The following is a 12,802-nucleotide window of genomic DNA, read 5'->3' on the forward strand; positions in this document are numbered from 1 at the left end:
GCTTTTCCATTCCCATTTCCCGAGACCCAAGGAGAGAGACATGATCCTCGCCCCCATTCACCACGCGCCCACCACGGCGGAACTCTCCGCCCGGCTGGAGCGGCTGCAGGCCCGGATGGCCGAGCAAAAGCTTGACTGGTATATCTCCTACCAGCCGGACAATGTGTTCTATCTGACCAATTTCGCCAATATGGTGCACGAACGCCCCTTCGTGCTGATGGTGCCCGCCAAGGGACCGCTGAAATTCCTGGTGCCGCTTCTCGAATGCCCGCATGTGCGCAGCCGCTCGGTGGGTGCGATCGAGCTGGTCGATTACTTCGAATTCCCCGCGCCCGAGGGGCAGAACTGGTTCGACCGGATGCAGGCGGTGATCGGCGGCGCGGCGCGGGTCGGGGTGGAATCGGTCTGCCCGCTGCAGATCTACGATGCCATCAGCGCCGAACGGGTACGAACCGACCTGATCGACGATCTGCGGCTGATCAAGTCGCCCTATGAGATCGGCCGCATGGTCTATGCCGGCCAGATCGCCTCGGCCGCCATGGCCGATCTGCTGGAGACCGCCAGCCCCGGCCGCTCGCTGGCCGAGGTCAACACGCGCGGGTCGGGGCTGATGTTCCAGAGGCTGATCAAGGATGAGCCTTCGGTGAACCCGCAGGCGACCAAGCTGGCCTCGGTCTTTCACCCGGCGCAATATTCGCACGATCCGCACAATTTCGGCGATCTCGGCATGCGGATGGCCGAGGGCGGGCCGCATGTGTCGATCATCAACGCGGTGCTGAACGGCTATGGCTCCGAGATCGAGCGGACCTTTTTCATCAACCACGTGCCCGAGGCCGCCAAGCGCCCCTATGAGGTTATGATGGAAGGCCGTCATCTGGCCCTGGAGATGACCAGGCCCGGCACCCGCATGTGCGATGTCGACAAGGCGGTAAACGATCTGTTCAAGGCGGCGGGATATGCGGAAAACCTGTTGCACCGCACCGGCCACGGCATGGGGGTGACGGCGCATGAGGCCCCCTTCCTGGCCGAGGGCGATCCCCGCGTGCTGGAGCCGGGGATGAGCTTTACCATCGAACCGGGCATCTATTTCCCCGGCATCGGCGGTTTCCGCCATTCCGACACCGTGCTGATCACCGAGGATGGCAATATCTGCCTCACCTCCGCCCCCGATACGCTGGAAGCGATGACGCTGATGCGTTGAGACCTGGGCGGACGCGATCCCCAAATCGCAGCGCCCGCCCCGATCCCACCGCGGATGTCATAGTCCGGCCCGCGCAGCTGGGGGAATGCGCGGACCGGACAGGCCGGCGACCCTTTTGCAAGAGCGCGCCGGACCCCGGATCAGCCGATGGGGTCGAGCCCGCACCATTCGGCGATGAACAGAACCATGGCCTTGGTCACCTTGTTGAGCGAGGTCAGGCTGACCCGCTCGTCAAAGCCGTGCGTCGAGTCCGCCACCGGCCCGTAGACCAGCGCCGGCATCTTGCCGTAAAGGCCGAAGAACCGCGCGTCTGTGGTGGCGGTCGAGGCGACTTCTTGCAGATCGGTCCCGAAGACGGCGCGATGGGCGCCGGCCAGAATGCCCACCGGCACCTCGGCATCCTGCAGCAGATATCCCTCGGCCTCGAAGCCGTGATAGGTGACCTCGGGCGGGGTGTTGCGCAGGAAGGCGGTGCCGCGGGCGGCCTCGCGGATGGTCTCCTCGATCTCGCGCTTGGCCTCGGCGATGGTCTGATCGGGATAGATGGCGATGCGCACCTCGAAGCTGCACCAGGCCGGCACCGAGGACACCCAGTCGCCGCCCTCGATCCGGCCGACGTTCATGTTGATCGGATGCGCGCTGTTCTCATAATGGGCGTGATCGCATTTGCGCGCATTCCACCGCGCCTCGAGCCCGCGCAACGCGCGCATCAGCTCATAGGCGGCCTCGATCGCATTGGCCCCTTCGGTGGCGTCCGAGGCGTGGACCGGCAGGCCGCGCACCGCGACCTTGAACCACAAAACGCCCAGTTGCACCCGGGTCAGGCAATCGTGCAGAGGTTCCGGGATCAGCACGGCATCGGCGCGATAACCCTTGGCCAGGCAAGCCAGCGCCCCGTTGCCGGTGCATTCCTCCTCGACCACGCTCTGGACGATGATGTCGGCGGCGGGTTTGAACCCCGCCCGTTCGATGGCATCGAGTGCGGCCAGACAGGCCACCTGCCCCGCCTTCATGTCGCCACCGCCCCGACCATAGAGCCAATCGCCCGCGACCCGGGGTTCGAAGGGCGGCGTGGTCCACATGTCGAGCGGCCCGGCCGGCACCACGTCGATGTGGCCGTTCAGGATCAGCGACCGCCCCCTCGGACCCGCGGCGCGATAGGTCCCGACGACGTTCCAGGCGTTGTCATAGCTGACAGCCGCGGGAGAGAACCCGGGCAGATGGCGGATCTCGTCCAGATCAACCAGAAAGCGGTCGACCGACAGGCCGCGCCGGCGCATCTGATCGGCCATGAAATCCTGCGCGGTGGCCTCATTGCCGCGGGTCGAGGGGAAGCGCAGCAGATCGGCAGTCAGCGCGATCTGGGCATCGAAGCCGGCATCGACCGCATCGGTCAGCGCGGCGCGCAAGTCTGGGGTCAGCATGTCACTGCCTCTTGGTCGTTGAAAGAATGAAATCGGTGATCTCGGCCTGCACGGCCGTGTCCGACGACAGCCAATGCTTGCGCGCCAAGACGGCGGGCCGGCGATAGACGATGGAGCGTTGCGCCGGCCCCGCCATGAAGGCGCCGCAGTCGCCCTGCAGTACCGACAGCCGGAACCAGGGGTCGTCCTCCCCCACGAGGCTGAGCACCGGCTGCCCCTCGGGCGCGTTCAACCCGCGATATTCCGGCCAGCCGGCGTGGCAGGTCCAGCCCTCGATCACCCGCGCGTCGGCACCGATATCGGCGATCGTCGCCACCGTGGTGCCGCCTTCGGACTGGCCCATCAGGATCAGCGGCAGATCGGGGGCCAACGCGCGCAGATGATCGGCGGCCAAGCGCATTTCCTCCTGCCGCCAGCCGAGCACGGCGCGATGCAGCCCGCCGCGCGGAATGGTCGGATCGCAGCTTTGCGGCTTGTCGGTCCGGGCGAAGCTGTCGGGCGCCACCATCAGGATACCGGCCTGGGCCAGAAACCGCCCCGTCGCGGCCGAGATCTCGGACAGCCCGTCGCAGCCATGGGCATAGACGACCAGCGCGCGCGGGGCGCGATCGGTCAGCGCGGCGGGCAGATCGGCGACGCTCAGCCGCCGATAGCCCGCGGTCCCCGCCGACGGGGCGAACACCCAAGCGGCGTCCCAGGTCCGCGACAGCTCACTTTCTGCCCGCGCCATGGTTCCCAGACACAGAGCGCAGAGCAGCGCGCAAAGGCGCAGGCCCCAGCTCATCCGATCGCCTCCATCAGCTTGCGGCTATAGGGATGCTCAGGCACGCCATAGAACCGCGCGGCATCGGCGACCTCGACGAAGGCGCCGTGATACATCACCGCGATGCGGTGACAGATGTAGCGCGTCGCCGCCAGATCGTGCGAGATGAAGAGCGCGCCGAAGCCGTGCTGGTCCTGCAATTCGCGGATCAGGTTCAGCACCTGCGCCTGCACCGAGACGTCGAGCGCCGAGACCGCCTCGTCAAAGACGATGAAGCGCGGCTCGGTGATCAGGGCGCGGGCGATGGCGACGCGCTGGCGCTGCCCGCCGGAAAGCTGGCCGGGATAGCGATCGGCGAAAGACGCACCAAGGCCCACGGCCTCCAGCATCTCGGTCCCCCGGGCACGACGCTCCTCCGCCCCCACGCCGAGGATCATCAAGGGTTCCTCGATCGAGGTGCCGCAGCTCAGCCGCGGGTTCAGCGCCCACTCCGGGTGCTGCAGCACCACCGACAATTGCCCGCGCCGGGCGCGCAGCCGACCGAAGGGGGCACCGCCGAACCGCATATGGCCGGCGCTGGGCGGCTGCAGCCCCAGGCAGACCCGGCCCAGCGTGGTCTTGCCCGATCCGCTTTCGCCCACCAACCCGACGGTTTCGCCCGGGGCGATCGCCAGGCTGATGCCCTTGACCGCCTGGAACCCCTCGCCGCGGAACAGCCGGCCGCCATAGGTCACCGTGATCTTGTCGAGTTCGACAACCGGCGCCGTCATGCCGCGCCCTCCTTCTGATCAGAGGCCCCACCCGCCAGCAGGCAGAGCACTTGGCGATCCGCGACCATGCGCGGTTCCGGTCTTGTGCTGCGGCAGATATCGGCCGCCACGGCGCAGCGCGGTTCGAAGGAACAGGCGGCGCAGCGCGCCGTCAGCAAGGGCGGCGTGCCGGGGATCGGCATCAGCCAGTCGCCGGGCTTTTCATGACCCGCCGCCGCCTTCAGCAGCGCGCGGGTATAGGGATGCTCCGGCGCGCCCAGCACCTTGGCGGTCTCGCCCTGTTCGACGATCCGGCCGCCGTACATCACCGCCACCCGGTCGGCGTGATGGGCGACCATATGGACGTCATGCGACAGGATGATCAGACTGGCGCCGGTTTCGTCCCGCAGCCGGCAGAGCGTGCCCATCACCCGGTCGCGGATCGAGGCGTCAAGCGAGGCGGTCGGTTCATCCGCGATCAACAGCCGCGGCCGTCGGGCGATCGCCATCGCCACCACCACCCGCTGCGCCATGCCACCCGAAAGCTGATGCGGAAAGCTTTTCGCCACCCGTTCGGGATCCTCCAGTTCGGCACGCTGCAACAGGGCATGGATCTGATCGGCACGCGCCTTGCGGCCCATCGCGCGCTCCACCTGCCGACCGATCCGCATGGTAGGATCAAGCGCCATCATCGGGTTCTGGAACACGAAGCCCAGCGTATCGCGCCGCAGCGCGCGCAGCGCCCCGTCGTCGATGTCGAAGACCGGTTGGCCGCCGACATCGAGCCGCCCATCCTCGCGCTCGGCGACCTCGGACAGCAGCCGGCCCATGGCCATGCCCAGCGTCGACTTGCCCGATCCGCTTTCGCCAACGATGGCAAGGGTTTCCCCCTTTCGCACCGTCAGGTCGACACCGTCGAGGGCCCGGACCCTGCCCAGGCCGGTGCGATAGGTCACCACCAGGTTCTCACATTGAACAATCGTCATTTCAGCGCCCGTCCCTTCAGCGGCTCCAGCGCGTCGCGCGCGGCGTCTCCGGCCAGGTTCACCGCCATGATGGCGAGCGACAGCACGCCGCCGGCCGAGAGCACCAGCCAGGGCGCGAAGGTCAGATAGGAACTGCCCTGCCTGAGCAGCGAGCCGAGCGAGGCATAGGGCGGCTGCACCCCCAGCCCGAGAAAGCTGAGCGCGCTTTCGATGATCATGCCGACCGACAGCGCATAGGTGAGCTGAACGATCACCGCGCCGATGATATTGGGCAGGATATGCACCAGCATCACCCGCCAGGGCGAGGCGCCGGCAACCCGGGCCGCGACGATGAACCCGCGCCCCGACAGCCCCATGGTCACCGCCCTGACCACCCGGATGAACAGGGGCAGCGTGGCGATGGAAATCACCGTGATCGCCGAGATCTGCCCGGGTCCCATCACCGCCGCGATCAGCAGCCCGGCCAGGATCGCCGGAAAGGCAAAGAGGATATCCGCCCCCCGCGCCACCATCTGATCGGCGAAGCCGCCGAAGAATCCGGCGAACATGCCCAGAATGGTGCCCAGAACCGCAGTGATGATGACGGCAGCGGCTGACAGCAGGAAGGTGGCGCGAATGCCCTCGACCACCCGCGGCAGGAAAGACCGGCCAAGCTCGTCCGTGCCGAAGGGAAAGGCCCAGTTCGGCGGCGACAACCGCGGGCCGGCGCCGATCTTCATCGGATCACCCAGGGGCAGATGCGGGCCGATCAGCCCCAGAAGCACCAGGAAGATCAGCAAGGCGATACCGAAGAGCGACAGCCGATCGCGGGCCCAGAGATCGGAAATCATGGAGGAAATTGTCTTGAACATGCGTCTCACCCCCGGCCACTGCCAATGCGCGGGTCAAGCAGCGCATAAAGAATGTCTGCCAGCATGTTGATGGTGACAAAGACCGCCGCCGCCAGCAGCACGCCGGCTTGAACGATGGCGTAATCGCGGTTCTCAAGCCCGGAGTAGATGTAGAAGCCGATGCCGGGGATCGAAAACAGCACCTCGACCACCACGGCGCCGCCAAGCAGGAAGCCGAAATAGGTGATCGCAACGGTGACCACCGGAATGGCGGCATTGCGCAGCACATGCAGCCGGATGATGTCGCGCGGTGTCTCGCCCCGGGCGAGCGCGGTGGTGATATAGCCTTCGGTCATCACCCGCAGCACCGCGTCGCGAGTGGTACGCAGCACCAAAGCGATGCCGAAGATCGACAGGGTGAAGGCCGGCAGCAGCATGGTGCGCAGATTGCCGACCGGATCCTCCAGCGGACCGACATAACCCCCGACCTTGAACCACAGCGACCAGACCGAGAAGACGAAGATCAAAAGGCTACCCAGCACGAATTCCGGCACGCTGGCGCCAAGCGCGCCGATCAGCCGGGCAATCAAGCCGCCCCTGTGATCGGGGCCGATGACCCCGGCCAGGATCCCCAGCGGCAGCCCGGCGGCGAGCGCGAAGACCATGGCGATCAGCGCCAATTCCAGCGTCACCGGCGCGCGGCGCAGGAATTCGTCCAGCACCGGACCGCGCGTCACCATCGAAATGCCCAGGTCACCCTGCATCAGCGCGCCAAGCCAACTCAGATATTGCAGTGCCAGCGGCTGGTCGAGCCCGTAGCGCGCGGCGATCATCGCCCGCGCCTCTGGCGTCACGAAAGGGCCCAGCAGCACATCGGCATAGCCGCCGGGGATCAGCCGCAGCGACAGGAAGACCAGCGCCGATACCCCCAGAAGGGTAATCGCGGCGACGGGCAATTTTGGAAGGAAATAAAGTAGGATACGCATCATTCTTATCGCATAGGATCAGGTATGGTGCGGGCCTGCCAGAGGCCCGCACGCACCCCTGTCCGCCTGCGCTCAATCCAGGGATTTGAAGTCGTAGATGAACTGATAGGTGCTGGACGAGCCGGATTTCGGCGCCAGTTCCACCGCGATCTTGTCCTTGCGATAGGCGATGTAATCAGCGCGGCTGACCAGGGCGAGCAGGTTGGCGCCGTCGTCGATCATGTCGCAGATCTCGACAAGCTTGCCGTCACGCGGGGCCCCTGCGGGCAGCGATTTGACCTGAACCAAAGCCTCATCCAATGCCGAAACATCCTCCTGGAAAGATTTGTTCCATATGGCAAAATTCGGGTTCCACCAGGCGATGACCATGCTGGGATCGGTATAGCCCGCCAGCCAGGACAGCGAGACGTCGAAATCTCCCTTGGTGAACACCTTGTCCAGATATTCCGCCATCGGCGGCTGCACGATCTCGACCTTGAAGCCCGCCTCGGTCACGCTTTGCTGTGCCACCTGGGCGATACGGCCATAGATCGGATCGGCCGAGGTCGCCATGATGGTGATCGCCGGCGCCGGCGTGCCGGCCTCGGCCAGCAGCGCCTTGGCCTTGGCGAGCCGGTCCGCGCGCGGCAGCGCATAGGTCGGCACGTTGTGGCAGGCATCCTTGCCGAAGGCGGCGGGCACCGGGTAATCCACCGTGGTGGTGCCGGCAAAGACCAGATTGTTGATCGCATCGCGATCCAGCGCCAGATTGAACGCCTGCCGCACCCGCTTGTCATGGAAGGCCGAGGCCTCGCTCAGCGCGTTCACGTCCATGCGGTAATAGTTGGTGGTCTGCTGCGGGAAGACCTCGATAGCCTTGTCGCGCGACAGCATCAGCGCCACATCGGGGTTCGAGAAGGTGGTGAAATCGATCCGCCCATCGCGCAGCGCCGCCATGCGGGCGGAATCGTCAGGGATGATCGGCGCGCTCAGGGTTTCCGGAGCGGGGCTGTCCTTGTGCCAGGAATAGGGGTTCCTGGCCAGCGTCCAGCTTTCGTCCTGCTTGTGCTCGACCACCATATAGGGGCCGGAGCCCAACAGTTGCGAGGTGGGATCAAAGCTGCCCTCCTCCAGTTCCTTGATCGGCAGGATCGCGGCGCTGATATGGGCCAGCGCGGCGAGGAAGGCGGTATGGGGTTCCTCAAGCTCGACCACCACGGTGTGATCGTCGGGCGCCTCCATCCTGGCGATGGTGCCGATCTGCGCCGTCCAATAAGAGGCGGTCTCCGGGTTCTTGATCCGCTTCAGGCTGCCGATCACGTCCGCGGCAACCACCGGGCGGCCGTTGGAGAACCCGGCATCAGACCGCAGCTTGAACACATAGGTGGTGGGAGAGGTCTGTTCCCAGCTCGCCGCCAGACCGGGCGTCAACGTCATGGTCGCATCTGCGGTCAGCAGCGTCTCATAGACCATCTGGTACATCTGCCAGCTGTTTACCGTGCCCGAGACATGGGCGTCGAAGCCGGTGATCTCGCCCGGCTTGCCCCAGACGATGGTATTGTCCCCGGCCAGCGCGATCTGCGGCAGCCCCGCCATCAGCCCCGCCACCAGAGCAAGGCCGCGAATTCCCTGTTGAGTACGTTTTTTCATTCGTTGTTCTCCTGTGTCTGATCCCGTGAGTGGCTAAGGTGGAGAGACTGGCCCGCCTGGCACGACGGGCGATGTTGACATCAATGTTATTAATATCTCAATGTGTCAAGTAATGTTATTTATAAAACTTAGGTACCAAAAACCGCAGGGAAGGACATGAGCATGACAGGGATTGCCAACTATCGGGATCATGACGGGCTGGGGCTCGCCGCCTTGATCCGGCAGAAAGAGGTGACGCCGGCCGAGCTGCTGGAGGCCGCCATCGCGGCGGCCGAGACCGCCGATCCGCTGGTGCATGCGCTGGCGCAAAAACTCTATGATTACGGCCACAAGGCCGCCGCCGGACCGCTCCCCCAAGGGGCGTTCACCGGGGTGCCCTTCCTGCTGAAGGACATCGGCGCGCCACTTGCGGGGACCACCAGTTCGTTGGGCTCGCGCTTCTTCGCGGATATGCCGCCGGCGACGATGGATTCGGTTCTGGTCGAGCGATACAAACGCGCCGGCCTGGTGATTTTCGGCAAGACCACCACGCCCGAGATGGCCCTGGCCGCCTCGACCGAAGGCTCTTACGTGGGCGCAACACGCAATCCTTGGGCACTTGACCGCACGGCCGGCGGATCTTCCGGCGGGGCGGCGGCGGCCGTGCCCGCCGGCATCGTGCCCGCGGCCCATGCCAGCGACGGCGGCGGATCGATTCGCATCCCCTCCTCCTGCTGCGGCCTGTTCGGAATGAAACCCACCCGCGCGCGCAATTCCGCCGCCCCCTTTGCCGGCGAGGGCTGGGGCAGCCTGTCGGTCAACCATGTGGTCAGCCGCAGCGTGCGCGACAGCGCCGCGCTGCTGGATGCGACCCAGGGTTATGTTCCGGGCGATCCCTATTGCGCCCCGGCGCCCATCCGCCCCTATCTGGCCGAAATCGGCGCCAACCCTGGCCAATTGCGGGTGGCGCTGCAGACCCGGCCGCTGTCGGGCGTGCCGGTCGACCCCGAATGCGAGAGGGCCGCGCGCGAGGCCGCAACCCTGCTGGAAAGCCTTGGCCATCACGTCGAAGAGGCCACCCCGCCCCCCGGCCATTGGGATGAACTGGGCCCGGCGCTCTGGGTGCTGGTGGCCTCCAACGTCTCGCTGACGCTGAAGCTGCGGGCCGAACAGCTTGGCCGCCCGCTCCGCTCCGATGACGTCGATCCGGTGACCTGGAGCGCGGTGGAGTTTTCCGCCGGGCTGACGGTCGAGGATTATCCCAAGGCGCTCGCCGCGATCCATCGGCAGGGTCGCCGGATGGCGGAATTCCACCAGACCCATGACGTGATCCTGAGCCCGACACTGGGCCAGCCGCCGGTGCCGCTCGGCCCGCAAAGCACCGCCAACCCGGATGTCGAAGCCTATGCCAGGGCGCTGGCGGAGTTCAGCCCCTTCACCCAGCTCTTCAACATCACCGGTCAGCCCAGCATGTCACTGCCGCTGCATTGGACACCCGATGGGCTGCCCGTCGGCGTGATGATCAGTGGCCGGTTTGGCGAGGAAGGCCTGTTGTTCCGCTTGGCATCGCAGATCGAACAGGCCAAACCTTGGTTCCACAAAACAGCGAACCTGGGCCAATGATCGAACCCCTTGCCGAAAAACTGCGGGAAGACTTTCCCAAGCTGACCAAGTCCGAAAAGGCGGTCGCCTCCTATATGCTGTCGCATCTGCAGCGCCTGCCGTTCGAAACCGCCGCCTCCATCGCCGAGGCGGTGGGGGTGAGCCAGATGACGGTCAGCCGGTTTCTGCGCACGCTGGGGTACAAGGGGCTCAGCGATCTCAAGGAACGGCTGCGCGCGGATATGGAGGGCGGCGCGCAGGTTCTGGTCTCGGACCGGATCGACCGCATCCGCAAGGACGGCGGCGCCGATGCGCGGCTCGCCGGCAATCTCGAGATCGAGCTGCAGGCCACCGTCGCGGTCTATGAGCTGCGCGGGTCGGACAGCTGGCGCGACGCGGTTGGGCTTTTGTGTTCCCGTGCGCAGGTCTTCATCGCGGGCTTCCAGACGATCAGCGGCATCGCCTCGGATTTCGCCGGACGGCTCGACTACGTGCGACCGAACGCCCATTTCCTGCACAGCCAGAGCGGCACCTTCAGCGAGCTTTTTGCCAGGGAGGGCGACGACAAGCTGCTGATCCTCTTCGAGATGCGCCGCTATACCAAACTGAGCTTTCAACTCGCCCGCGCGGCGGTCGAGGCCGGGGTGCCGCTGGTGATCATCTGCGATACCCATTGCTATTGGGCGCGGGACTTCACCGATCACGTGCTGGCGGTGAACACGGAATCGACGCTGTTCTGGGATTCCCAGGCGCCCTTCGCCACGCTGACCAATTTGATGCTGGATGACGTGATTGCCCAGCTTGGCGACCAGGTGGCGGCCCGGATACAGCACATGCGCCGGCTGCAGGACCAATTCGAAGCCTTCATCGACTGATCCCGCCTGCCTCTCGGCCCGACCCGCGCCCCTGCGGTTCGGATCGGGCCCTGCGGCGTCAGAGCGCCTCGGTACCGCACCATTCGGCGATGAACAGCGCCATCGACTTGGTGGTGGTGCGCAGCGACTCCAGATCGACGTATTCGTCGAACCCGTGGCTGACATAGCCCTTCGGCCCGTAACAAAGCACCGGGATCTGGTGATAGAGCGCAAAGACCCGCGCATCCAGATAGGCCGGCGCGATGCGGGTTTCGAGCGGGGTGCCGAAGGCCGCCTCATGGGCGATGCCCAGCACCTTTTCCGCCTCGGACCCGGGTTCGAGGATATAGCCCTCGGCGTTGAAGCCGTTCTGCGTCAGCCGCGGCGGATGCTGCGCCAGGAAGCGGTCGGCGCGGGCAAAGCGGGCGACGTGATCCTCGATCTCGCGGAACTTGGCCTGCGCCTTCTCGCCGGGCTGGATCGCCACCCGCACCTGGAACCGGCACCAGGCCGGAACCGAGGATCCCCAGTCGCCGCCCTCGATCTTGCCGATGTTCAGGTTGGCCGGCAGCTGCTTGCCACTGAAATGCGCATATTCCGGCGCCTCGGCGTTCCATTTTGCCTCGATCTCGCGCAGGGCGCCGATCACCCGATAGGCGGCGTCGATGGCATTGGCGCCTTCGCCCATCTGGTGGACATGGACCGGGATGCCGCGCACCTCGACCTCGAACCACAGAACGCCGCAGGCGGCGCGCACCAGGGTTTCCTGTTCGGGTTCCGGCACCAGCGCCGCTTCGGCGGTATAGCCTTGCAGGAAAGCCTGCAGCGCGCCGTTGCCGGTCGCCTCCTCCTCGACCACGGATTCCAGATGCACCGTCGCCGCTGGCCGCAGCCCGGCGCGCCTGAGCGCCTCGAGCGCGAAGACATTGGCCGAGGCGCCGGCCTTCATGTCGCCAGCGCCGCGCCCGTAAAGACGATTGCCGACGATCTCGCCGCCATAGGGATCGTGTTCCCACATGTCGAGCGGCCCGACCGGCACCACGTCGACATGGTGCTGCAGGATCAGCGAATGGCCGACCTCCTCGCGCGGGTAGAGCGTGCCGACGACGATGGGCGCGGCGGAATGTTCGGCCGAGAACGGCGCCCCGCCCTCATGCGCGATCAGCATCGCCTCGTTCATCTCGAACCGGTCGACGGCGAAACCGCGCGCCGCCAGATCGCGGAAGAAGAAGTCCTGGATCGGCCGCTCCTCGCCCCGTTGCGACCGGAACGACACCAGTTTCTGAAGATAGGCGATCTGATCGTCGAACCCGTCGTCCACCGCCTTGAGAATCTTGTCGCGCACTTGCTGGTCCACAGCGTCGTCTCCTTATGCCTTTGCCGAGGCGGGACAATCCTGCCGATTCCCCCCGCCCGCGCAGGCGGAGCCTAGCGGCCGGTCCCCGTTGGTGAAACCGCCTTGCCAAGGCGGCAGCAACAAAGCCCGCCCTTCGCCCAACGGGGGCGGTTTTTTGGGCGGCCCAGGCGAAGTGCCCGCAGCCGCCGGTCACCCTGGATCGTCGCCCCTATCTGGCCCAGGTCTGGGGCGCGCTGGCGGCAACCTCGGCCAGATAGGCGCCGCGCGGATCGTCGGCGCGGGGCGGCAGCGGGCCTGCCTGCAAGGCGGCGATCGTGGCACTCATCGCCGCCACCGCGCCGGCCTGTTCGGCGGCAAGCCGGTCGGTCAGCGCCGCGCGGCTTGCCGCATCAGCGCCCTCCGGCAGGTCGCGCACGGCCGCGATCGCCGCCGAACAGGCCGG

Annotated in this window: 12 protein-coding genes; 3 read left to right on the top strand and 9 right to left on the bottom strand. The window is 66.2% G+C overall.

What is annotated here, in order from left to right:
* Positions 1 to 40 precede the first annotated feature (40 nt).
* Entirely contained in the window at positions 41 to 1,201 is a 1,161-nt protein-coding gene (locus ACN0V4_RS20395) for a M24 family metallopeptidase (RefSeq protein ID WP_417679561.1), read from the top strand.
* A 140-nt stretch (positions 1,202 to 1,341) separates the two neighbouring features.
* Here the strand turns inward: ACN0V4_RS20395 and ACN0V4_RS20400 are convergent, their stop codons facing one another.
* The 7 genes from ACN0V4_RS20400 to ACN0V4_RS20430 form a co-directional block, all read right to left on the bottom strand.
* Positions 1,342 to 2,625 carry an ArgE/DapE family deacylase gene (locus ACN0V4_RS20400; protein WP_417679563.1) on the bottom strand — a complete coding sequence of 428 codons (1,284 nt, stop codon included), beginning with the start codon at positions 2,623 to 2,625 and terminating at the stop codon, positions 1,342 to 1,344.
* Between the two features lies 1 nt (position 2,626).
* Entirely contained in the window at positions 2,627 to 3,409 is a 783-nt protein-coding gene (locus tag ACN0V4_RS20405; protein ID WP_417679565.1) for a hypothetical protein, read from the bottom strand.
* Positions 3,406 to 4,158 carry an ABC transporter ATP-binding protein gene (locus ACN0V4_RS20410; RefSeq protein ID WP_417679567.1) on the bottom strand — a complete coding sequence of 251 codons (753 nt, stop codon included), beginning with the start codon at positions 4,156 to 4,158 and terminating at the stop codon, positions 3,406 to 3,408. The genes ACN0V4_RS20405 and ACN0V4_RS20410 overlap by 4 nt, the downstream gene beginning before the upstream one ends.
* Complete coding sequence (locus tag ACN0V4_RS20415) at positions 4,155 to 5,123, bottom strand: ABC transporter ATP-binding protein (RefSeq protein ID WP_417679569.1); 969 nt, start codon at positions 5,121 to 5,123, stop codon at positions 4,155 to 4,157. Before ACN0V4_RS20415 ends, ACN0V4_RS20410 begins: the two co-directional genes overlap by 4 nt.
* Positions 5,120 to 5,974 carry an ABC transporter permease gene (locus tag ACN0V4_RS20420; protein WP_417679571.1) on the bottom strand — a complete coding sequence of 285 codons (855 nt, stop codon included), beginning with the start codon at positions 5,972 to 5,974 and terminating at the stop codon, positions 5,120 to 5,122. Before ACN0V4_RS20420 ends, ACN0V4_RS20415 begins: the two co-directional genes overlap by 4 nt.
* 5 nt (positions 5,975 to 5,979) lie before the next feature.
* Positions 5,980 to 6,939 carry an ABC transporter permease gene (locus tag ACN0V4_RS20425; protein ID WP_417679573.1) on the bottom strand — a complete coding sequence of 320 codons (960 nt, stop codon included), beginning with the start codon at positions 6,937 to 6,939 and terminating at the stop codon, positions 5,980 to 5,982.
* A gap of 72 nt (positions 6,940 to 7,011) precedes the next feature.
* Positions 7,012 to 8,568, bottom strand: a complete 1,557-nt coding sequence (locus ACN0V4_RS20430) for an ABC transporter substrate-binding protein (RefSeq protein ID WP_417679575.1) — start codon at positions 8,566 to 8,568, stop codon at positions 7,012 to 7,014.
* 162 nt (positions 8,569 to 8,730) lie between these two features.
* Here ACN0V4_RS20430 and ACN0V4_RS20435 point away from each other — a divergent pair, with 162 nt between their 5' ends.
* Both ACN0V4_RS20435 and ACN0V4_RS20440 read left to right on the top strand, forming a co-directional pair.
* Positions 8,731 to 10,170: an amidase gene (locus ACN0V4_RS20435; RefSeq protein WP_417679577.1), complete on the top strand. Its 1,440-nt coding sequence runs from the start codon at positions 8,731 to 8,733 to the stop codon at positions 10,168 to 10,170.
* Complete coding sequence (locus ACN0V4_RS20440; RefSeq protein WP_417679579.1) at positions 10,167 to 11,024, top strand: MurR/RpiR family transcriptional regulator; 858 nt, start codon at positions 10,167 to 10,169, stop codon at positions 11,022 to 11,024. Before ACN0V4_RS20435 ends, ACN0V4_RS20440 begins: the two co-directional genes overlap by 4 nt.
* A 58-nt stretch (positions 11,025 to 11,082) precedes the next feature.
* Here the strand turns inward: ACN0V4_RS20440 and ACN0V4_RS20445 are convergent, their stop codons facing one another.
* Both ACN0V4_RS20445 and ACN0V4_RS20450 read right to left on the bottom strand, forming a co-directional pair.
* Positions 11,083 to 12,360 (bottom strand): ArgE/DapE family deacylase, encoded by a 1,278-nt coding sequence (locus ACN0V4_RS20445; RefSeq protein WP_417679581.1) that lies wholly within the window; start codon positions 12,358 to 12,360, stop codon positions 11,083 to 11,085.
* A gap of 208 nt (positions 12,361 to 12,568) precedes the next feature.
* Positions 12,569 to 12,802, bottom strand: a 234-nt coding sequence (locus ACN0V4_RS20450) for a hypothetical protein (RefSeq protein ID WP_417679583.1), incomplete at its 5' end; no start/stop codon positions are given.

This window comes from Pseudodonghicola sp. (assembly GCF_048268305.1).
Taxonomy (GTDB): domain Bacteria; phylum Pseudomonadota; class Alphaproteobacteria; order Rhodobacterales; family Rhodobacteraceae; genus Pseudodonghicola.

What these genes read in the sequence shown, in the direction of transcription:
- ACN0V4_RS20395 (WP_417679561.1), top strand. Translation starts at nt 41, where the DNA reads ATGATCCTCGCCCCCATTCACCACGCGCCCACCACGGCGGAACTCTCC.
- ACN0V4_RS20410 (WP_417679567.1), bottom strand. Translation starts at nt 4,158, where the DNA reads ATGACGGCGCCGGTTGTCGAACTCGACAAGATCACGGTGACCTATGGC.
- ACN0V4_RS20420 (WP_417679571.1), bottom strand. Translation starts at nt 5,974, where the DNA reads ATGTTCAAGACAATTTCCTCCATGATTTCCGATCTCTGGGCCCGCGAT.
- ACN0V4_RS20440 (WP_417679579.1), top strand. Translation starts at nt 10,167, where the DNA reads ATGATCGAACCCCTTGCCGAAAAACTGCGGGAAGACTTTCCCAAGCTG.
- ACN0V4_RS20435 (WP_417679577.1), top strand. Translation starts at nt 8,731, where the DNA reads ATGACAGGGATTGCCAACTATCGGGATCATGACGGGCTGGGGCTCGCC.
- ACN0V4_RS20425 (WP_417679573.1), bottom strand. Translation starts at nt 6,939, where the DNA reads ATGCGTATCCTACTTTATTTCCTTCCAAAATTGCCCGTCGCCGCGATT.
- ACN0V4_RS20405 (WP_417679565.1), bottom strand. Translation starts at nt 3,409, where the DNA reads ATGAGCTGGGGCCTGCGCCTTTGCGCGCTGCTCTGCGCTCTGTGTCTG.
- ACN0V4_RS20415 (WP_417679569.1), bottom strand. Translation starts at nt 5,123, where the DNA reads ATGACGATTGTTCAATGTGAGAACCTGGTGGTGACCTATCGCACCGGC.
- ACN0V4_RS20400 (WP_417679563.1), bottom strand. Translation starts at nt 2,625, where the DNA reads ATGCTGACCCCAGACTTGCGCGCCGCGCTGACCGATGCGGTCGATGCC.
- ACN0V4_RS20430 (WP_417679575.1), bottom strand. Translation starts at nt 8,568, where the DNA reads ATGAAAAAACGTACTCAACAGGGAATTCGCGGCCTTGCTCTGGTGGCG.